This window comes from Kitasatospora cathayae (assembly GCF_027627435.1).
In the GTDB taxonomy this organism is placed as follows: Bacteria; Actinomycetota; Actinomycetes; order Streptomycetales; family Streptomycetaceae; genus Kitasatospora; species Kitasatospora cathayae.
On sequence record NZ_CP115450.1, the window covers coordinates 2,736,489 to 2,756,247 of the forward strand.

At 73.8% G+C, this 19,759-nt stretch carries 18 protein-coding genes; 9 read left to right on the forward strand and 9 right to left on the reverse strand.

The window, feature by feature from the left end:
• Positions 1-133: 133 nt before the first annotated feature.
• Together O1G21_RS12105 and O1G21_RS12110 are read right to left on the reverse strand one after the other, a co-directional pair.
• A complete protein-coding gene (locus O1G21_RS12105) occupies positions 134-802 on the reverse strand; it encodes a phosphatase PAP2 family protein (protein WP_270143228.1) in 669 nt (222 codons plus the stop codon).
• Positions 802-1,488, reverse strand: coding sequence for a DedA family protein (locus tag O1G21_RS12110; RefSeq protein ID WP_270143230.1), 687 nt, complete (start codon positions 1,486-1,488; stop codon positions 802-804). Before O1G21_RS12110 ends, O1G21_RS12105 begins: the two co-directional genes overlap by 1 nt.
• 127 nt (positions 1,489-1,615) lie before the next feature.
• On the opposite strand from O1G21_RS12110, the gene O1G21_RS12115 reads away from it, so the two are divergent.
• The 3 genes from O1G21_RS12115 to O1G21_RS12125 all read left to right on the forward strand — a co-directional run bounded on the left by O1G21_RS12115 (position 1,616) and on the right by O1G21_RS12125 (position 5,206).
• The gene (locus O1G21_RS12115; RefSeq protein ID WP_270143232.1) at positions 1,616-2,008 is read left to right on the forward strand and encodes a BlaI/MecI/CopY family transcriptional regulator; all 393 of its coding nucleotides are present in this window, start codon (positions 1,616-1,618) and stop codon (positions 2,006-2,008) included.
• Complete coding sequence (locus O1G21_RS12120) at positions 2,008-3,120, forward strand: M56 family metallopeptidase (protein WP_333493448.1); 1,113 nt, start codon at positions 2,008-2,010, stop codon at positions 3,118-3,120. The genes O1G21_RS12115 and O1G21_RS12120 overlap by 1 nt, the downstream gene beginning before the upstream one ends.
• Positions 3,121-3,634: 514 nt before the next feature.
• Positions 3,635-5,206, forward strand: a complete 1,572-nt coding sequence (locus tag O1G21_RS12125; protein WP_270143234.1) for a GAF domain-containing protein — start codon at positions 3,635-3,637, stop codon at positions 5,204-5,206.
• On the opposite strand, the gene O1G21_RS12130 is transcribed toward O1G21_RS12125, so the two are convergent.
• Entirely contained in the window at positions 5,125-5,625 is a 501-nt protein-coding gene (locus O1G21_RS12130) for an SsgA family sporulation/cell division regulator (RefSeq protein ID WP_270143236.1), read from the reverse strand. The two genes, O1G21_RS12125 and O1G21_RS12130, sit on opposite strands and share 82 nt — an antisense overlap.
• A 330-nt stretch (positions 5,626-5,955) precedes the next feature.
• Here O1G21_RS12130 and O1G21_RS12135 point away from each other — a divergent pair, with 330 nt between their 5' ends.
• From O1G21_RS12135 to O1G21_RS12150, 4 genes are all read left to right on the forward strand, one after another.
• A complete protein-coding gene (locus O1G21_RS12135) occupies positions 5,956-7,203 on the forward strand; it encodes a hypothetical protein (protein WP_270143237.1) in 1,248 nt (415 codons plus the stop codon).
• Positions 7,204-7,360: 157 nt separating this feature from the next.
• The gene (locus O1G21_RS12140) at positions 7,361-8,674 is read left to right on the forward strand and encodes a TerD family protein (protein ID WP_270150934.1); all 1,314 of its coding nucleotides are present in this window, start codon (positions 7,361-7,363) and stop codon (positions 8,672-8,674) included.
• Between the two features lie 150 nt (positions 8,675-8,824).
• Positions 8,825-9,802: an SGNH/GDSL hydrolase family protein gene (locus O1G21_RS12145; RefSeq protein WP_270143238.1), complete on the forward strand. Its 978-nt coding sequence runs from the start codon at positions 8,825-8,827 to the stop codon at positions 9,800-9,802.
• 66 nt (positions 9,803-9,868) lie between these two features.
• Positions 9,869-10,357 carry a GNAT family N-acetyltransferase gene (locus tag O1G21_RS12150; RefSeq protein ID WP_270143239.1) on the forward strand — a complete coding sequence of 163 codons (489 nt, stop codon included), beginning with the start codon at positions 9,869-9,871 and terminating at the stop codon, positions 10,355-10,357.
• 5 nt (positions 10,358-10,362) lie between these two features.
• On the opposite strand, the gene O1G21_RS12155 is transcribed toward O1G21_RS12150, so the two are convergent.
• Positions 10,363-11,055 carry an RraA family protein gene (locus O1G21_RS12155; protein WP_270143240.1) on the reverse strand — a complete coding sequence of 231 codons (693 nt, stop codon included), beginning with the start codon at positions 11,053-11,055 and terminating at the stop codon, positions 10,363-10,365.
• 149 nt (positions 11,056-11,204) lie between these two features.
• Here O1G21_RS12155 and O1G21_RS12160 point away from each other — a divergent pair, with 149 nt between their 5' ends.
• Positions 11,205-11,798, forward strand: a complete 594-nt coding sequence (locus tag O1G21_RS12160) for a Uma2 family endonuclease (RefSeq protein WP_270143242.1) — start codon at positions 11,205-11,207, stop codon at positions 11,796-11,798.
• Between the two features lie 61 nt (positions 11,799-11,859).
• Here the strand turns inward: O1G21_RS12160 and O1G21_RS12165 are convergent, their stop codons facing one another.
• From O1G21_RS12165 to O1G21_RS12180, 4 genes are all read right to left on the reverse strand, one after another.
• Positions 11,860-12,789, reverse strand: a complete 930-nt coding sequence (locus O1G21_RS12165) for a proline dehydrogenase family protein (RefSeq protein ID WP_270143244.1) — start codon at positions 12,787-12,789, stop codon at positions 11,860-11,862.
• Between the two features lie 159 nt (positions 12,790-12,948).
• The gene (pruA, locus tag O1G21_RS12170; protein WP_270143246.1) at positions 12,949-14,577 is read right to left on the reverse strand and encodes an L-glutamate gamma-semialdehyde dehydrogenase; all 1,629 of its coding nucleotides are present in this window, start codon (positions 14,575-14,577) and stop codon (positions 12,949-12,951) included.
• Positions 14,578-14,754: 177 nt separating this feature from the next.
• Positions 14,755-16,005, reverse strand: coding sequence for an FAD-dependent oxidoreductase (locus O1G21_RS12175; RefSeq protein ID WP_270143248.1), 1,251 nt, complete (start codon positions 16,003-16,005; stop codon positions 14,755-14,757).
• On the reverse strand, positions 16,002-16,598 hold the full coding sequence (locus O1G21_RS12180) for a PadR family transcriptional regulator (RefSeq protein ID WP_270143250.1): 597 nt from the start codon (positions 16,596-16,598) through the stop codon (positions 16,002-16,004). The genes O1G21_RS12175 and O1G21_RS12180 overlap by 4 nt, the downstream gene beginning before the upstream one ends.
• 144 nt (positions 16,599-16,742) lie before the next feature.
• Here O1G21_RS12180 and O1G21_RS12185 point away from each other — a divergent pair, with 144 nt between their 5' ends.
• Positions 16,743-18,344, forward strand: a complete 1,602-nt coding sequence (locus O1G21_RS12185) for a PucR family transcriptional regulator (protein ID WP_270143252.1) — start codon at positions 16,743-16,745, stop codon at positions 18,342-18,344.
• Between the two features lie 73 nt (positions 18,345-18,417).
• On the opposite strand, the gene O1G21_RS12190 is transcribed toward O1G21_RS12185, so the two are convergent.
• Complete coding sequence (locus tag O1G21_RS12190) at positions 18,418-19,650, reverse strand: hypothetical protein (protein WP_270143253.1); 1,233 nt, start codon at positions 19,648-19,650, stop codon at positions 18,418-18,420.
• Positions 19,651-19,759: the final 109 nt, after the last annotated feature.

The window sequence follows — 19,759 nt, forward strand, 5'->3', positions numbered from 1 at the left end:
CCCGAGCGCCTGAGTACGGCTGAGAACGACTGAGCCGGGCGGGCGCCCCCGGTCAGGGGGCCCCACGCCCGGCTCACATGCTCCACCCGTCGTCCGAAACCGGACAAGGGGCAGGCCGCTCAGGAAATCGCCGCTACCGCGCCCGGTGCGAGGCGTACCCGCGGGTCACCACCGGCATCGCGCCGGGGCCCAGCAGCGGGCGCAGCGCGCCGGAACGCATCCGGTCCACCAGCGGTCCGCAGCGGCCGGCCAGCGGCGCGAGCACCAGCGCCACCAGGATGCCGACGAGCGCGCCGGCCGCCACGTCGTGCGGGTAGTGCACGCCGACCCAGACCCGGGAGGCCGCCATCAGCACCGCGAAGACGGTGGCGACGGCGCCGAGCCGACGGCTGACGAACCAGAGCGAGATCGCGGCGGCGAAGGCGATCACCGAGTGGTTGCTCGGGAAGGACCAGTCACCGCTGGTCGCGCTCGGGCAGGTCTCCAGCGAGATGCTGCCGCGGATCTGGGCGCACGGTCGGACCTCTTCGACCATGTTCTTCAGGACGGAGTTGATGCCGTACGCGACGACCACGATCACCGGGGAGGCCAGCACCTTGGCCATCACCGCGGACTCGGCGCCGCGCGCCCGCCACCAGGCGTAGAGCATGAACAGCGCGAAGAGTCCGAGGCCGATCGCCGACCAGATCTTGATCACGTCGTCCAGCCAGTGCGGGGCCGACTGCGCCCACCCGTTGACCCGGGTGTAGAGGCTGCCGTCGATCCCGCTGCCGTCGTAGACGGCCAGGGCCCGAGAGGACATCACACGTCACCTCCGTGACGGCGCGCCGTACGGGCGCGGAACAGTTCGAGAACAATGGGGAGCACGGAGACAACTACTACCAGACCGATGATCGGCAGCAGATACTGGTCGATCCCGGGTATCGAGGATCCGAGCCCGTACCCGGCCAGCACCACGCCGACGGTCCAGACCGCGCCGCCGGCCACCTGCCAGACGGTGAACGAGCGAACCGGCACTTCGAGCACGCCGCAGAGCGGATTCAGCACCGTCCGGACGATCGGGATGAACCGGGCGAGCACGATCGCCTTGCCGTGCCCGTACCGGGCCAGCAGTTCCTCGGCCCGTTCGACGCCCTCCAGCAGGCTCTTGCGCTTGGTGCGGCCCAGCAGCGCCCGGCCGCCGCGGCGGCCGATCAGGTAGCCGACCTGGGCCCCGGCCAGCGCGCCGACCAGGGCGGCGGGCAGCACCTGCCACAGGTGCAGCTGCGGGCCGGTGGTGGCGCCGGGGACGCAGAGCAGGCCCGCGGTGAACAGCAGCGAGTCGCCGGGCAGGAAGAAGCCCACCAGCAGGCCGGTCTCGGCGAACAGCACCATGGCGATGCCGAGGGTGCCGAAGGCGGCGAGCAGCGAGGACGCGTCCAGCGGGTTCACCGCGAGGTGAGAGCCGACCGCGAGGTGAGCGGCCGGAGCGGCAGGGAACTGAAGCAAGGCTGGCGGACCTCCCGTACGTTGGAGGGCGGCTTCACCGCGGTTCACCGCGGAACCCGCCCGGGACCGTCTACAGTGACGTAGACGGTCTACATGACTGTAGACGATAGCTGGAGGAAGCGCCGCCATGTCTGACGTACCGTCCGCCCGCCGGCCCGCCGGGGAGCTGGAGGCCGAGGTGCTGGCCGCCCTCTGGTCCGCCCGGCAGCCGATGACGCCGCAGGACGTCCAGACGGCGCTCGGCGGGGACCTCGCCCGCACCACCATCGCGACGATCCTGGCCCGGCTGCACGACAAGGGGACGGTCGAACGCACCCGGGCCGGCCGCGCCTACGCGTACACCCCGACCGTCCAGGACACCGCGGGCCTCGCCGCCCGCCGGATGCACACCGAACTGGGCCGCGAGGCCGACCGCTCCACCGTGCTCGCCCGCTTCGTCTCCGACCTCTCCGCCGAGGACGAACAGCTGCTGCGCGAACTGCTCGGCGACGGCGCACCGGGATCGGCGGGCGCACCGTGATGCTCGCCGTCTGGGCGCCGCTGCTGCTGCCCTTCCTCACCGCCCCGCTGGCCCGCCGGCTCGCCGAGGCGCTCCCGCCCCGGGCCGCCGCCTGGCTGCTGGCCGGCACCGCCGCCGTGCTGGCCGGCGGCACCGTCTGCTCGCTCGGGCTGCTCGCCACCGCCGGGCTGCTCCAGCTGCCCCCGGTCGCCGCCCTCGGCCACCTCTCGCTGCCCTGGCTCACCGCCGCCGCGCCCAGCGCCCCGCTCGCGGCCGCGCTGGCCGGCCTGGTACTCGCCGCGCTCACCGCACTGGCGGTACGGACCGCCCGGCGACGGCACCTGGAACTGCGGGCCGCCCGCGCCGCCCTGCCCGCCGACGGCCCGTACCCGGACGACGACGCCGACCCGCACTCAGGCGGCCACGCCGGTGACCGGCATCCGGACGTGCGCCCCATGCACGCCTCCATGCACCGCACGCGCGCCACCGAGTGGCTACGGCGGCCCCTGGCCCGGCTGCGGCAGCCGGACGAGCACCCGCTCACCGTGCTGGACGACGAGCGCGCCGACGCCTTCGCCCTCCCCGGGCGCCTGCGCCGCCCCGGCCGGACCGGCGAACCCGGCCGGATCGTGGTCACCTCCGGAATGCTGCGCGCCCTCAGCGGGCCCGAGCGCGCCGCCCTGCTCGCCCACGAACGCGCCCACCTGACCGGCCGCCACCACGTCTTCCTCGCCCTCGCCGAGCACGCCGCCGACCTCCACCCGGCGCTGCGCCCGCTGCGCGCGCCCCTCGGGTACCACCTGGAGCGCTGGGCCGACGAGGTGGCCGCCGCCCGGATCGGCGACCGCGCCGTGACCGCCCGCGCGGTCGGCCGGGCCGCCCTCGCCGCCAGCCGCTCGCCCTGGCCGGCCCGCCCCCAGCTGGTCGCCGCCGCGCACTCCGGCCCCGTCCCGCGCCGGGTCGCCGCCCTGCTCCAGCCCCGCCCCTCCACCACCCCGGCCACCCGCCTGCGGGCCGTCGCCCTGGCCCTGGCCGCCTGCCTGGCACTGACCACCGGCGCCACCCTGGAGGCCACCGCCGACCTGCACCACACCGTCGAGGCCGCCCAGCACGAACCCGGCGCGCAACGCTGACCCGGCCGTCCGCACCCGCTGGCGCTCCCTCGTCACCGCCCGCCCGGACCGCTCGCACGGCGGCAGCCCTCAGACGGACCTCACCGTTCCTCTGGACTGATCAGGAGTGAATCCCGATGAACGTCCGACCGTCGCCGCCGCCCGCAACGGCACCCTGTCCACCGCCACCATGGCCGACGTCCTACGGCTGCGCCGCGAACGGGGCGGGGACCTGCCGGGTGAGTGACGAGGAGCCGGACGACCTGTGGCCGGTCCTGCCGTCCGAAGCCCGCATCGCCCCCTCTGACGAACCACCGCCCTCGTAGCCCGGTTCTGCATCCGGCCGGTGGCTCACCCCGACACGAAACCGCCGGCACGCCTCGGTACGAAACCGCCGGCGCGCCTCCGAACGGTTTCCGTACCGGGCGGTTTGCGGAGTTGGCAGACCCCATGCCCACATCCGCACCGCCCCCGTACGCTTTCGTCAGCGCGTCGACCCCGGCGCGTCCTCGAACGGCGGCGAGGAGCAACAGGAGTGCGGCAGACCGGACGGCAGTCCCGACGACCCGAGCGCCGCACCCCACCGACGGCGGCGGAGCTGGCCAAGGTCCACGAGCGCACCCTCGCCGACGCCGCCGCCCGCGAACTCGCGCTCCCCGAAACCGGCGGGCCCGGCGGACCCCGCGGATCCGGCGGCCCGAACGGGCCGGGCCTGCTCGAACCCCGTCCCGAGATCGGCGACTCCTGGGCCCGGCTGCGCCGCCTCGGCCTCGACCCCGACACCGGCGCCGCCGCCGTCCTGCTCGGCCCCGCCGAACTGGAGCAGCGCCGCCGGGCCAGCGGCCTCGACAGCGTCATGCCGGTGCTGCGCGAGACCCTGCTCGAGCCGGTGGGCCAGTCGCCGCTGATCGTCGCCATCGCCGACGCCGAGGGCCATGTGCTCTGGCAGGAGGGCGAGCGCGGCCTGCGCCGCAGCGCCGACCGGATCGGCTTCGTCACCGGCGCCCGCTGGACCGAGGAGAGCGTCGGCACCAACGGCATCGCCGTCGCACTGCGGGCCCAGCGCCCGATGCACGTCCACTCCGCCGAGCACTACCTGCGCAGCCACCACACCTGGACCTGCGTGGCCGCGCCCGTGCACGACCCGGCCACCGGCCGGCTGGTCGGCGCGATCAACCTCAGCGGCCCGGCCCACAACGTCCGCCCGTACCTGCTCCAGCTCACCGCCACCGCCGCCCGGCTCGCCGAGACCGAGCTGCGCGCCCACCGGCTGGAGGCCCTCAACCAGCTGCGCACCCTGGCCGCCCCGCTGCTCGCCCGGGTCGGCGGCCCGGCGCTGGTGGTGGACGCGGCCGGCTGGACCGCCGCCTCGGCCGGACTGCCGCCGCCCAGCCGGCTGCGCATCCCCAGCGAGGGCTGGGCCCCGGCCGCGGTGCACTGGGTGCCGGGGCTGGGCGAGTGCGTGCTGGAACCGCTCGCGGACGGCTGGCTGGTGCGCCCGGTCCGCCCGCCCGAGCCTGACGGCTCCGGCACGGTGAGCGCCGAACAGGCCGAGGGTGCCCGGCTGCTGCTCGACCTGCGCCGGCCGGACCGCCCCGAACTGTCCGTCCGCGGCGCGGCCGACAGCTGGTCGCACCCGGTCAGCCCGCGCCACGCCGAACTGCTGCTGCTGCTCGCCACCACCCGGGAGGGCAGCACCGCGGCGCAGCTCGCCGAGGGCCTGTTCGGGGACGCGGGGCGGACGGTGACGGTCCGTGCCGAACTGTCCCGGCTGCGCCGCTACCTGGGCGGCCTGCTGGCCCACCGGCCGTACCGTTTCGCCGACTCGGTGCTGGTCACCGTGGAGGCGCCGGAGGAGCCGTACGACCTGCTGCCCGCCTCCACCGCACCCGCCGTACGACGGCTGCGGGCGGAGCTGGCGGCGGGCCGGGTCCGGCTGCCGGGTGCCACGGCGCCCGTTCCCTCTCCGCCGCCGTCGCCGTGCACGGCAGCGGAGCCGCCGCCCGGGGTTCAGCCACCCGGCGTTCAGCCGCCCGCGAGCAGTGCGGCCAGCTGGGCGTCGGTGGGGCCGCAGTCGCGCTCCCGCTCGACCGAGACCAGCGCGTAGGTGCGGTCCAGCCAGGCCCGCACCCGGGGCTTGGAGACCTCCAGCAGCGCGCTGCCGTGCGGGGATTCGAGTGCCAGGTGCAGCGTCGCGCCGTGGCAGGGGCAGTACGCCGGCCACAGCTTGACGTCGCCCTGCCCGCTCAGCGTCTGCAGGCCGTCGCGCAGCAGGTCGCGCGAGAACACCCAGTCCGCCTCGTCCGGACGCCCCAGGTGGAAGGTCAGCAGGACCTCGTAGGGGCGCGCGGCGTCGAAGCGGAACCGGGTGCGCACCTCGCCGACCACCTCGTCGCCCAGCGAGATCCGCAGCGTCAGCACCTCCTCCACCGCCGCCGGAGCGGCGGTGGAGCCGCCCCCATCGCCGCCCGTGGGGGTGGCGGCGAGGGGGGCACTGGAGGCTGCGGACAGCGGGTCGGGCGGCATGACGGTCTCTCCGGGAACGGCGCGGGATGTCATCAGCCTGCGCCACCCGCGGCCGGGCGGGCAAGGGTTGCAAGGGGGTTGCAACATCCCCTCGTCCGGCCCGACCGACCCCTGCCCGGCGTGTCAGACGGGCCGTCAACTTCCGCTCGTCGAACGGATGTCCGGAAAATGGTGGGATTCCGTCCGCCATCCTGCCACCCGCTGGTACGCTCTCCCCCTCCCGACGCGGGCCCGCAGCGGGACCGGTCCGGGACGGCCGGATCCGGGCCCCTCACCGGTGCGTGGGAGAATACGGCGACGCGACGGCGACTTCGGGGAGGGAGGGGTCCGGTGGCTGTGCGTGGGGAGACCGCGCGGGACGTGCAGCACGAGCCCGCACGGCAGGGTCGACACGGTCGGCCACGCCCGTTCGGCGGCCGGTTCCGGCTGCCCACCCTCCGCTTCTCCGGCGCCGCGATGGCGATGTCCACCGTCGTCGGCATCAGCATCGCCACCACCCTCCTGCTGAACGAGCAGCAGGGCATCGGCCGACGGGCCGGCGTCGCCCGGGTCGGCAGCACCCCGCCGCCCAGCCCGGGCTCCACCGACCAGGCCGAGGCGGCCTCCGAGCGGACCCCGGACACGCCCGCGCCCTCCGGTCGCCCGCACGGCCCGAAGCCCTCGGGGCACGCCTCGACCCACCCGGCCGGCCCGGCGAACGCCGCGGCCACGCCGCCGGCCGGGCTGCGGGCGGGCACGGCGGTCCCGGTCACGCCGTCCACCGGCGGTCAGGCCTCCGCCGGGCACGACCCCCGGTCCTCGGCCCCTGCGGGTGGCACCGGGACGGACGGGCAGCCGGACGCCGGAGCCTCCCCCTCGGCCACCCCGGCCACCCCGACCACGCCGTTCGCACCGTCCGCCGGACAGACCGACGCCGGACAGTCCCCGCCCCCGCCCGGGCTCCAGCCGACCACCCCGGCCCGCCCCGGCCCCGCCTTCCCCGCCCCCGGCCGCCCGACGCCGCCGCCCGAGGCCGCCGTCCCGGGCCCGGGGTCGAACGCGGGCCCGGGCACTTCCGTCGGGGCCACCGGCACCGACGCCACCGACGCCACCGCCATCACCGGCACCTCCGAGACCGCGGGTGCCGGCCCGGAGGCCGACCAAACCCTGACCGGCACCGGCCTGACCACCCCCCTCGGACGCGACGGCCTCCGGCACGCGCTCGACCTCACCGTGGCCGAACCGGTCACCGCCCTGCAGGCCGAATTCCGGCTCGCTCCGGGCGAGTTGGCCCCCGGCGGCGGCGCCGCCTGGACCGACCTGCCGGGCGCCGTGGTGACCACCCAGCAGGAACGCGGCACCCTGGTCTACCGCTTCACCACCCCGCCCGGCACCGACGTCAAGCCCGGCCGCTACACCTTCGCGGTGCGCGGCGCCCGCCCGGCCGACCAGGTCGGCCCGGTCCGCAAGCCGGGCCCGCCGGAGAGCTGGAACGCCGCCGCCTTCGGCATCGACCACCCCCGCGCGGTCGCCGCGCTCGGTTGCTTCGGCCCGCTGCTCCCGCAGCCCGCCCAGCACCTGGCGCACCGGGCCCGCTGACCGTCCGTCGGCCGATCCGATCGTCCTACTGGCAGCAGCTCATCGGGCTCATCTCCGTACCCACGTTCGTTACGGTAGGCAGCACCCGGCCCGGTGCCCCACCGGCCCCGGCCCGGGCCGTCGTTCCGCACCCGAGGAGGAGTCCTTGTCCACCGTCCTGACCCAAGGCGGCAACGCACCGCTGACCGCCGCGCGGGTGACCGTCGAGGTCACCGCGCCCAAGGCGCTGGACGTCTCCGGCCTGCTGCTGAGCGACGCCGGCAAGGTCCGCTCGGACGCCGACTTCGTCTTCTTCAACGCCCCGCACGGACCCGGCGTCAGCCTCCGCCCGGCCTCCGCCGGAGCACCGGACGCGATCACCGTCGACACCCCGGCCGTCCCGGCCGACATCAGCAAGGTCGTGATCACCGCCAGCCCGGCCGACCAGTCCGCCACCTTCGCCGGGATGGAGCCCACCGCCACCGTCCGGGACGCCGACACCGGCGACGTGCTGGTCACCTTCACCCCGCCCCGGCTGGGCCTGGAGACCGCGCTCATCGTGGTCGAGGTCTACCGGCGGAACGGGGTCTGGAAGGTGCGTGCCGTCGGCCAGGGCTACGCCGACGGCCTGGCGGGCATCGCCACCGACTTCGGCGTCACCGTCGACGACTCCCCCGCCCCGGCCGCGGCCTCGCCGAGCGCGCCGACCGTCCAGATCCACTCCACCGCCGAGGTCGCCCCGCCGGCCCCACCCGTCCCGCCGCTGCCGCCCGTTCCCCCGCCGCCGCCCGTGCCGCCCGTCCCCCCGGTCGACCCCCGGATCGCCCTCGCCACCATCCCGTCGATGCCCACCACACCCCCGGCACCGGCCGCCCCGGCAGCCCCGACGGCGCCCCCGGCACCGGCCGAGCGTCCCAAGGTCACCCTGGACAAGGGCCGGGTCAGCCTGGTCAAGGGCAGCTCCGTCTCCCTGGTGAAGAACGGCCGCCCCTTCCTCTCCTCGGTCCGGATGGCCCTCGGCTGGGAGTCCGCCGCCCGCGGCCGGGACATCGACCTGGACGCCTCCTGCCTCGCCTTCGACGCCCGGCACCAGCGCCTGGAGACGGCCTGGTTCATGAAGCTGACCATCTTCAACGGCGCGATCGCCCACTCCGGCGACAACCTGGTCGGCGGTGACGGCGGCGACGACGAGTCGATCACCGTCCACCTCGAGGGCCTGCCGCCCGAGGTCCACGCGCTGGTGTTCGTGGTCAACTCCTTCTCCGGCCAGAAGTTCACCGAGCTGCGCAACGCCTACTGCCGCCTGGTCGACGTGCGCACCGAGGAGGAGCTGGTCCGCTTCGACCTCACCCAGTCCGAGCCGCGCACCGGCGTGGTGATGTGCAAGCTGGTCCGCCGCCCCTCCGGCGAGTGGGAGATGACGGCGCTCGGCGAGTTCGTCGACGGCAAGACCGCCCGGGCGATGATCGAGCCCTCCGCCGCCCTCCTCTGACCGGTCCCGACCCTCTCCTCCGACCGACCCCAACGTCAGTTCCACGCCACTGAATTCACCCCCCTGAGCTATCAAGTCGTCCACGGTGCGACTCGATTGACTCTCAGGGGGGTGAAGCGCACTCTCCCCTTCCGCCGTTGAGGAGAGACCGTGCCCCGCTTCCCGTCCCGCCTCGCCGTCGCCGGCACCGCCGCCGCGCTCACCCCCGCCCTGATCGCCCCCACGATCGCCCCCACTGCCGCCCAGGCGACCACCAAGCCCGCCACCCGCGCCACCGCGCCGAAGTGGGCCGCCCTCGGCGACTCCTACACCGCCGGAGTCATCGAAGCCACCGGCGACCTGACCGAGCCCCAGGAAGACTGCGCCCGCACCACCGGCTCCTACCCCGAGATCATCCGCCGCGACCTCGGCTCGCTGACCGACCTGCGCAACGTCAGCTGCGGCGGCGCCACCACCCTGGACGTCCACGCGAACAAGCAGAGCCCGATCGGCCGCCCGCTCCCGCCGCTCGGCACCGACCCCAACGCCCCCTACCCGCCCGTGCCGCCGCAGATCGACGCCGTCGACCCGGACACCAAGGTGATCACCGTCGGCGTCGGCGGCAACGACCTCGGCTTCGGCCAGATCCTCAAGGACTGCATCGAACTCGGCGCCACCAACCTCGGCCTGGGCACCCCCTGCAAGGACAAGTACGACGCCCAGATCCCCGGCCGACTCGACCGACTGCGCGCCGACTACCCCACCATGCTCGGCGCGCTGCAGCAGCAGGCGCCCTCCGCCAGGATCTACACCGTCGGCTACCCGCACCTGATCCCCGAGGACGCCACCCTCTGCCGGTACGGCAACCCGCTGCAGTTCGCCACCTTCACCACCGGCGACCTCGCCTGGGCCCGCAGCCGCATCCTGGAGCCGCTCAACCTGGTCATCCGGCAGGCGACTTCAGCCCGGCAGGACACCTTCGTCGACCTCTACCCCGGCTCCGCCGGGCACAGCGTCTGCGACGCCGACCACTGGCTGGACGGCGTGCTGACCAGCGTCGTCCCCCTCAAGTACGCCGTGATCCACCCCAACGCCAAGGGCCAGGCCTTCGCCGCCACCCAGGTCGAGGACACCGTCCTCGGCGGCTGACCGGCACCCGTCGGCGCACACCGGAAATCCACTGGCCCGACCGCCCGTTCGGGTCATCCTGGTCCGATGCACATCCGCGAAGCCACCCCCGACGACTGGCCGGCCATCTGGCCCTTCTTCCACACCATCGTCGCGGCCGGCGAGACCTTCCCCTATCCCCTCGACATGCCCTCCGAGCTGGGTCGGGAGTGGTGGATGCACTCCGCCCCCGACCGCACGGTGGTCGCCGTCGACGCGGACGGCACGGTCCTCGGCACCGCCACCATGAACCGCAACCGCCCCGGCAACGGCGCGCACGTGGCCAGCGCCAGCTACATGGTCGACCCGGCGCACCACGGCCAGGGCATCGGGCGGGCCCTGGTCGAGTACACCCTCGACTGGGCCCGCCGGGCCGGCTTCCGCGCCATGCAGTTCAACGCGGTGGTCGCCAACAACCACCACGCCGTCAAGCTCTACCGGTCACTGGGTTTCGAGATCGTCGGCACCGTCCCCGAGGCCTTCCACCACCCGGTGGACGGCTATGTCGGCCTGCACGTCATGTACCGCCCGCTGTGACCGACTCACTCCTCGATCGCCCCGCCGACCGTGCGCAGGTGCCGCCGGAAGCTGTACGACGGGTCGGCGGCGCGCCGCTCCAGGTACTCCTCGAACCGGGTCTGCTTCCGCAGCGTGTCGCCGGCGGCGATCCGCTCCGCCTGCGCGCGCTCGGTCCGGGCGATCCCGGCGGCGGTCTCCAGTACCTCCTCCACCCGGTCGGCCGGCACGAACAGCACCCCGTCCGCATCCGCGAACACCACGTCCTCGGCGGTCACCAGGTGCGGCCCGACCCGCGCCGACACCAGCGCCTCCGGCTCCCGCGCGTCCAGCCGCAGCGGCCCCAGCGGCAGCGCGCCGTAGCTGAACACCGGCAGCCCGATCTCCACCAGCTCCGGCGTGTCCCGGTGCAGCCCCCACACCACGATCCCGGCCACCCCGGCGGCCCGCGCCTCCAGCACCGCGAGGTCCCCGATGCACGCCTCGTCCGTCCGCCCGCCGTTGTCGATCACCAGCACGTCCCCGTCCCGCGCCGCCCCGTACGCCTCCAGGAACACGTCCACGCTCCCGTAGTGCCGCACCGGCAGCACCCGCCCCGCCACCCGCGCCCCGGCGGCCACCCCAGCCACCCCGCTCGGCGCCACCCGCACCCCAACCCCGAGCCGGACGCACGAGTCCGCCACCAACGGCGTGGACAGCCCCTCGAAAGCCTTCAGCATCCCCAACTCCTCCCACCGAACGCCCAGTTGACCAGCACCGGAATCCTACGCCGGGCTTCAAACTCACACCATCGAGCGAAAGTCCGCCGTGCACTGCATAACCCGGCCCGGCAGCGAACAGCGTGACGCCCATTTGAAGGAGGGGCATCATGACTGCTGTGGCGCATGAGCAACCGATCACGGGCTCCCCATCGCAGGCCGACATCCTGCTGGAGAGCTTCCTGAGCCTGCACTCCCCCGAAGGCTTCCGAGCTGAGCTGATCGAGGGAGAGATCATCGTGGCACCACCGCCGGACGGCGATCACGAGGACTACATCGACCTGCTGATTGACCAGGTGAAGGCGAAGTCCGAGGTCCACATGCAAGTGTCCGGCGGCAAAGGCCTTCGCCTCGTGAGCGGCGGCCTCTGTCCGAAGAACCACGTCATCCCGGACGCGACCTTCGCCCCGAGAAGCCTCCGGCTCTTCCGCGGTGCTCCGCCCTGGATGGAGCCGGACGGTGTGGCCCTGGTCGCCGAGATCACCTCGACGAAGCCGGACCAGGACCGCATCGCCAAGCGGCACTGCTACGCCCGGGCCGGGATTCCGCTCTACGTGCTCGTCGACCGCGAGAAATCCCAGATCAGCCTCTTCAGCAAGCCGCACCGCGAGGAGTACACCGAGGTCCACCTGGCCGCCTTCGGTGAACCGCTTGCCTTCCCCGCCCCGTTCGACTTCGAGCTGGACACCAAGGACTTCCTCTAGGAAACACGGAACGGCCCGCACCCCCCGTCAGGGGTGCGGGCCGTTCATCCTGCCGCCAGGGTCAGTTGCGGGTGGCCATGGCGCGCAGGAAGAAGGTGAGGTTGGCGGGGCGCTCGGCGAGACGGCGCATGAAGTAGCCGTACCACTCCTGGCCGTACGGGAGGTAGACCCGCACGGTGTTGCCCTCGCCGGCGAGGCGCAGCTGCTCCTCGGGGCGGATGCCGTACAGCATCTGGTACTCGAAGGAGTCCCGGTTGCGGTTGTTCCACTGGGCCAGCTGGCCGGCGATCTTGATCATGTTGGGGTCGTGCGAGGCGATCATCGGGTAGCCCTCGCCCGCCATCAGGACCTTCAGGGCGCGGACGTACGCGAGGTCGACCTCGTGCTTGCCCTGGAAGGCGACCGACTCGGGCTCCTTGTACGCGCCCTTGCACAGCCGCACGCGGGAGCCGGCGCCGGAGAACTCGCGGCAGTCGGCCTCGGTGCGGCGCAGGTAGGCCTGGAGCACGATGCCCAGCCAGGGGTAGTCCGCCCGCAGCTCGCGCGCGATGGCGAGGGTGGAGTCGGTGGTGGTGTGGTCCTCCATGTCGAGGGTCACCGTGGTGCCGGCGTCGGCGGCGGCCTCGCAGATGCGGCGGGCGTTCTCCAGTGCGATCTTCTCGCCGTCCACCGGCAGGAACTGGCCGACGGCCGACAGCTTGACCGACACCTCGGCGCCGGCGGCGAGGCCGGTCTCCTTGAGGGCCTTGAGCAGGTGCTCGTAGGCCTCGGCGGTGGCGGCGGCCTGGGCGGCGTCCTTGGTGTCCTCGCCGAGGTGGTCGAGGGTGACCTTGCGGCCGGTGGCGACCAGGTCGTCGCAGGCGGTGACGGCGTCGTCGAGGGCGTCACCGGCGACGAAGCGCTCGACTATCGCGTGGGTCGGGGGGAACTTCTCGACCACGGTGCGGACCTGGGGGGACCGGGAGGCCGCGAGAAGGGCGGAACGGAGCATCGTGACTCCTGGAGCTGGTGTTTCCAAGGGTGGCAGAAAGCGGCCGGGGCGGCGGTACGGGGGTTTTGACGCCGCCCCGGCGGGCGACGCCCGGCTGCGGGACCGGGCGTCGCGGGTGACCGATGGCCTCTACAGCGGATCGATCGGCAACAGGGCTGGTCAGCCCATGTGCGGGTAGCGGTAGTCGGTCGGCGGGACGAAGGTCTCCTTGACCGAGCGGGTCGAGGTCCAGCGCGCCAGGTTCTGCTTGGCGCCGGCCTTGTCGTTGGTGCCGGAGGCCCGGCCGCCACCGAAGGGCTGCTGGCCGACGACGGCGCCGGTGGGCTTGTCGTTGATGTAGAAGTTGCCGGCCGCGAAGCGCAGCTTGTGCATCGCGTCCTGGGCCGCCGCGCGGTCCTGGGCGATGATCGAGCCGGTCAGGCCGTAGGCCGACACCGACTCCATCTGCGCCAGCATCTCCTCGTACTTCTCGTCCTCGTAGACGTACACGGCGAGGATCGGGCCGAAGTACTCGTCGCGGAAGTACTCCGAGGCCGGGTCCTGGCAGACCAGGACGGTCGGGCGGACGAAGTAGCCGACCGAGTCGTCGTAGGTGCCGCCGGCGAGGACCTCGACCTGCGGGTCCGCCTGGGCGCGGTCGATGGCGGCCTTGTTCTTGGCGAAGGCGCGCTCGTCGATGACGGCCGACATGAAGTTGGACAGGTCGGTGACGTCGCCCATGGTGAGGCCGTCGACCTCGGCGGCGAAGTCGTCCTTCAGCTGCGCCCACAGCGAGGCGGGGACGTAGGCGCGGGACAGCGCCGAGCACTTCTGGCCCTGGAACTCGAAGGCGCCGCGGGTCATCGCGGTCTTCAGCACGGCGAGGTCGGCGGACGGGTGGGCGACCAGGAAGTCCTTGCCGCCGGTCTCGCCGACGATCCGCGGGTAGGTGCGGTAGCCGGCGATGTTCTCGCCCACGGTGCGCCACAGGTGCTGGAAGGTGGCGGTGGAGCCGGTGAAGTGGATGCCGGCCAGCGCCGGGTGCTTCAGGGCGACGGCGGAGACGTCCAGGCCGTCGCCGGTCACCATGTTGATGACGCCCTTGGGCAGGCCGGCCTCCTCCAGCAGCTGCATCAGCAGGTGCGCGGAGTACTGCTGGGTCGGGGACGGCTTCCACAGCACCACGTTGCCCATCAGCGCGGGCGCGGTCGGCAGGTTGCCGGCGATCGCGGTGAAGTTGAACGGGGTGATCGCGTAGACGAAGCCCTCGAGCGGGCGGTGGTCGCTGCGGTTCCACACGCCGTCCGAGGAGATCGGCTGCTCGGCCATGATCTGACGGGCGAAGTGCACGTTGAAGCGCAGGAAGTCGACCAGCTCGCAGGGGGTGTCGATCTCGGCCTGCTGGGCGGTCTTGGACTGGCCGAGCATGGTGGCGGCGGCCAGGGTCTCGCGCCACGGGCCGGCCAGCAGGTCGGCGGCCTTGAGGAAGATCGCGGCGCGGGAGTCGAAGGAGAGCGCCTGCCAGGCCGGGGCAGCGGCCAGGGCAGCATCGATGGCGTCCTGCGCGTCGGCCTGGGTGGCGTTGCGCAGGGTGCCGAGCCGAGCCGCGTGGTTGTGCGGCTGGACGACGTGGATCTCGGTGCCGCCGCCCATCCGGCGCTCACCGTTGATCGTCATGGTCAGCTGGACCGGCTCCTGGCCGCCCAGCTCCTTCAGCTTGGCCTCCAGACGAGCCCGTTCCGGGCTGCCGGGGGCGTAGCTGTGGACCGGCTCGTTCACCGGCGCGGGGACCTGGGTCACAGCGTCCATGAGGCGCACGCTCTCCTTCGTTCGATGCGAGGGGGATGCCTGCGCGGGTCGCACGCAGGCCACAGCACGAACGCTATTCCTGCCCGCCCGGCCACTTGATTGGCCGGGCGGCTAAATTCCCCCGTACGGCGTTGTCCGGCCCGACGAAGGCGGTCACGCGACGGTCACGACCGCCCGTCAGGCGGCCCGCCCCGCACGGCCCACCGGCACCACCCGCCGCTCCCAGTCGATCCGGTACCCGTGCACCGGCCGGAGCATCTTCTCCGGACTCATGAAGGTCTTCATCGCGATCGGCGCGACCACCCGGAACAGCATCCGGGCGACCGGCCCGGAAGCCTTCTGGCTGTTGGTGCGCGCCGCGTCGGCGGCGATCTTCTCGACCCTGGGCCGGCGCATCGCCTCGTACGCGGCGAAGGCGGCGGTGTGGTCGGGCAGGTCGCGCAGGCAGCGGGCGAGTTCGACGGCGCTCTCGACGGCCAGCGAGGCGCCCTGCCCGGAGCTGTTGGACGGCGCGTGCACCGAGTCGCCGACCAGCACCATCCGGCCGCGGTACCAGTGCGGGACGGACGGCATGATCTCCAGCCGCGGGAAGGTCTCCATGGTGGCGGGGTCGGCCTGCCGCAGCACGTCCCGGGCCGGCAGGTCGTCGGCGTGCAGCTCGCGGCAGCGGCGCAGCCACTCCGCCATCCCGGCCTCGCGGACCTGCTCCTGGGTCAGCGGCTCGGGCTGCGGGATGTTGCTGAACCAGGCGGTGCCGCTGCCGTCGGCCAGGCCCCAGTAGCCGAAGAAGGCGCGGGCGCCGTTGGCGAAGTGCACGGTCTCGCCTCGCCCGGCCCGGCCGGGCAGCCGGTAGGCGCTGTAGCCGCCGATGCCGAGCAGACCGGTGTACTGGGCGGCGGGCGCCGCCGGGTCGATCAGGGTGCGCACGGTCGAACCGGTGCCGTCGCAGCCGATCAGCAGGTCGCCGGTGGCGCTGCCGCCGTCGGCGAAGTGTGCGGTGATGCCGTCGGCACCCTCCTCGGCGCCGACCAGACGCTTGCCGTGCCGGACCTCGACGCCCGTCTCGCGCAACCGCCGTCGCAGCACCTCGTACAGTTCGGCGCGGCGCATCAGCCGCCCGCGCGGCAGGTCGGGGAGGCCGGCGAACTCGGCCAGCGCCCCGCCCTTGCCGTCCTCGATCACCATCGGCCCGACCGGCTGCCCGATCCGGCCGACCTCCGCCTCCAGGCCGACGACGGCGAGGGCGCCGAGCCCGTTGGGCGCGATCATGAAGGTCCCGCCGATGCCCTCGGCGGAGGTCTCGTAGGCCTCGAAGACCTCCGCCTCGATGCCGGCCTTGCGCAGCGCCAGCGCCATCACCGGGCCGGCGATCCCGCCGCCGATGACCAGCGCCTTCTTGACGGTACGAGCGGTACGCGGTGCACTCATTGCAGACTCCCGAAGTACTCCTGCCAGGTCCGGACGAAGTCCGGCTCCTGGAGCTGGGTGATGAGGCGCTCGACGAAGGCGATCTCCGCGTCCATGCCGCCGACCCGGTACTCCTCCTCGATCAGGAAGAGCCAGCCGACGCCCTCCTCGGTGGCCTTGCGCAGCGTCGCCCGGATCTCCGCCACCTCGGCGGTCAGGGCGGCCCGTCGCCGCTCCAGGAGCTCCACGGCCTCGGCCGGCGGGAGCACCATGAGCAGCGACAGCGAGACCCCGAACGCGGGGTACTCGTGCTGCGGTTCGGCGACGAGTTCGCGCATCCAGTCGTGGAGCTCGGTGCGCCCCTCCTCCGTGAGGGCGTAGACGGTGCGCTCGGGTCGCTGGGTGTCGCGGACGGTCTCCTGCTCGGCGACGAACCCGGCCTTCCGCAGCTGCTCCACGACCATGTACAGCGAGCTGCGGTTGTACTTGATGTTGCGGTCCTTGGCGTGCTCCTTGAGCCGACGACCCATCTCGTACGGGTGCATCGGCTCGGCCATGAGTTCGGCCAGGACCGCGAGGGCCAGCGGGTTCGACACCTTGCGTCGCTTCGCCACGAGACATCCTCATCTCTTGGTCAGTACTGACTATCCACCTCCGAATAGTCAGAGTCAACTATTTAGGAATGACGGATCAGAACCCTGTCCGCCCGGCTAAAATCAACCACACACCGTTGTCCGAGCGGATGAAGGAGGCCCGGAGTGACCACCCCCGGCCTTCCGCTCCGCCAACTGCTGATGTCCCTCGGCGAGCCCCTGGTCGAACTCCAGGCCGCCCCACTGGGTTTGGACGTCCCCGTGCGCGACGTCGCGATCCTCGACCCGGAGGACCCGCCCACCGCCGCCCCCGGCGAACTCGTCCTCGCGATCGGCGCCCGCGGCCGCGCCGCCCTCCCCGCCCTGCGCGCGGCCGGCCGGGCCGGCGCCGCCGCCGTCGCGGTCAAGCTGGACGCCCCCGGCCAGGCCGACGCCCTGCGCGAGGCCGCCACCGACGCCGGCGTCGCCCTGCTCTCGGTGCGCCGCGAGACCCGCTGGGAGCACCTCGACTCGCTCGCCCGGGCGATCATCGCCGGCCCGGACGCCCCGGACTCCCCCGGCGCCCCCGAGCCCAACGCCGGCGACCTCTTCTCCCTCGCCCAGACCGTCGCCGTGCTCACCAACGGCATCGTCTCGATCGAGGACACCTCCAGCCGGGTGCTCGCCTACTCCCGCTCCTCCGACTCCGACGAGGTCGACGACCTGCGCCGGCTGTCCATCCTCGGCTGGCAGGGCCCGGAACCGTACCTCTCCAAGCTCCGCGAGTGGGGCATCTTCCAGCACCTGCGCAGCTCGGACACCCCGATCGCGGTCGAGCCGCACCCCGAACTCGGCCTGCGCCGACGCCTCGCGGTCGGCATCCGGGCCGGGGCACAGCCGCTCGGCACCATCTGGGTGCAGGAGGGCGCCCAGCCGCTGGCCCCGCTGGCCGAACAGGCCCTGGTCGGCGCCGCCCGGGTGGCCGCCGCCCAACTGGTGCGCCGCCGCCGCGAGTTGTCCGCCGACGTCCGGCTCACCCAGACCCTGCTGACCGGCCTGCTGGAGGGCTCCACCGGCCCCCAGTCACTGGCCACCCACCTCGGCCTGGACCTGCGCCGCCCGGCCACCGTACTGGCCTACAGCGCCCACACCACCGAGGCACTGCACCGCTCCGACGTCACCGGCCTGATCTCGGTGCACACCGCCGCCCGGCACCGCACCGCACTGCTCGCCCCGATCGAGTCCCGGGTCTACGTGCTGCTGCCCGAACTCCCGCCGGGCCTGCCGATGACCACCGTGCGCGACTGGGCCGACGAGGTGGTCACCGCCGCCCGGGAACACCTCGGCGTCCCGCTGCGCGCCGCGATCGGCTCGACCGTCGACGGCCTCGCCCAGGTGCCGGACTCCCGCGCCCAGGCGGACCGCATCCTGGACGCGATGGGCCGCGGCGGGGTGGACCTCGACGTCGCGGCGCTGATCGACGTCCAGGCCGAGGTGCTGGTCAGCGAGATGCTGGCGCTGCTCCAGGAACGCGACGGCCTGCGCGACCCCCGGCTCACCGCGCTCACCGAGTACGACCGCCGGCACGGCACCCGGCTCGCCGAGTCCGTGCTCGCCTGGCTGGACGCGCTCGGCGAGGTCCGGATCGCCGCCGACGCCCTGCACATCCACCCCAACACCCTGCGCTACCGGGTGCGCCGCGCCGAACAGTTGACCGGCATCGACCTCGCCCAGCCGCAGCAGCGGCTGCTGGCGATGCTGCAACTGCGGCTGCCCGCGGACGAGTAGCGGCTACGAGCCACCCCGGCCCCGGCTACGACCCGCCTCGCCGACCACCCGCCTCGCCTACGACCAGGCCCGACTACGACCAGACCCGCCCCGACCGCCACTGCTCCCAGGCCGACAGCCACAGCTGCTCCACCAGCCGCTGCTCCTCCCAGCCGCCGTCCCGGCCGCGGCCCCCGCCGCTGCCCGGCCGCTCCCGCCAGAGCTGCTCCCAGGCCCGCTGGGCCGGCAGGCTCGCCACCTCGCTGGCGAACACCGTGTACCGCACCACCTCCTCGACCGCCGCCTCCCCCTCCGGCGTGCCGACCAGCCAATGCGTCTGCTGGGACAGCCGGTTCAGGTGGTTGACCATCGAGGTCACCGCCGCCGAGGCCTCCTCCCGGGTCTCCGCGGCGAGCCGCATCTGCTGGCGCACCGCCGCCTCCCAGCGCACCGCGCAGACGTCCCCGCGCAGCCCGCGCGGCAGCCTCGGCGTGCGCCCGACCCGCACCTGCGCCTCGATCGCGGCGGCCTCCGCGATGCTCTGGGCGATCAGCTCCCGGTGCGCCTCCAGACCTACGGCGGGCGGCAGTTCACGTTCCTCGACCGGCACGTACCGGGCCCTCCGGGAGGCGAGGTCGCGCAACAGCTCGGTGCGCCCGCGAAGGTAGCACTCGAAGTCCCCGATCCCGCCGAGCTCGACGCCGCCGGGAGGCAGCCCGCGCCCGCACACCGTGACGGCCTGCCCGCCGACCCGCAGCCGCCCGGCCCAGACCTGCCCGACCGACCCGCCGCCGACCGGTCCCGTTCCCGCCGTTCCCGCTCCCGCCGGCGCCACCAGGGCCACCGGCCGGTCCTCGTGCACCTCCACCGCGCAGGGTTCGCCGTCCACGGTGATCCACTCGCGCAACGCCCGCACCAGACCGGGCCCGTCGCCCTCGTCGATGCCCAACTGTTCGTAGACCCGGTCGCGTTCGTCCTCGACCACGTCCTCCAGCTCCGGCAGCACCTCGCAGTCGTCGGCCCCCGGCCGGTAGGTGCGCACGGTCACGTACGGCCCGGCCGCGGTGGTCCAGTCACCGCACTGCACCTCGACCCAGCGCAGTTCGCCGCCACAGGTCTCGAAGGCCGCCAGTGCCTCCCCGCGACCCGCCGGTCCGGCCACGCCGTACACCGGGAAGTCCACCGCGGCGAGGGTCCGGCGGGAGAACTCCTCCTGGTCGGCGAAACGATCCTGCTCGCCCGGCCGCTCCAGCGCCGACCGCTCGGCGTTCCCCTCCCGGGGTTCCTGGGGCCTTCCGCCGTTCTCCCGCGCCATCCTGTGCCGCACCCCCGAGTCCTCACGCCCGCACCGCTGACGCCACCTTACGTGCCCGCAGCTGCCGGGTCATCAGCTCGGCTGTCGGACGGGGGCGGTGGCCGTGTCAGTCGGGCCGGTT

Bases quoted from the DNA above. Each gene is read 5' to 3' on its own strand.
- O1G21_RS12105 (WP_270143228.1), bottom strand. From the start codon at position 802: ATGTCCTCTCGGGCCCTGGCCGTCTACGACGGCAGCGGGATCGACGGC.
- O1G21_RS12115 (WP_270143232.1), top strand. From the start codon at position 1,616: ATGTCTGACGTACCGTCCGCCCGCCGGCCCGCCGGGGAGCTGGAGGCC.
- O1G21_RS12120 (WP_333493448.1), top strand. From the start codon at position 2,008: ATGCTCGCCGTCTGGGCGCCGCTGCTGCTGCCCTTCCTCACCGCCCCG.
- O1G21_RS12130 (WP_270143236.1), bottom strand. From the start codon at position 5,625: ATGCCGCCCGACCCGCTGTCCGCAGCCTCCAGTGCCCCCCTCGCCGCC.
- O1G21_RS12150 (WP_270143239.1), top strand. From the start codon at position 9,869: ATGCACATCCGCGAAGCCACCCCCGACGACTGGCCGGCCATCTGGCCC.
- O1G21_RS12155 (WP_270143240.1), bottom strand. From the start codon at position 11,055: ATGCTGAAGGCTTTCGAGGGGCTGTCCACGCCGTTGGTGGCGGACTCG.
- O1G21_RS12160 (WP_270143242.1), top strand. From the start codon at position 11,205: ATGACTGCTGTGGCGCATGAGCAACCGATCACGGGCTCCCCATCGCAG.
- O1G21_RS12165 (WP_270143244.1), bottom strand. From the start codon at position 12,789: ATGCTCCGTTCCGCCCTTCTCGCGGCCTCCCGGTCCCCCCAGGTCCGC.
- pruA (WP_270143246.1), bottom strand. From the start codon at position 14,577: ATGGACGCTGTGACCCAGGTCCCCGCGCCGGTGAACGAGCCGGTCCAC.
- O1G21_RS12175 (WP_270143248.1), bottom strand. From the start codon at position 16,005: ATGAGTGCACCGCGTACCGCTCGTACCGTCAAGAAGGCGCTGGTCATC.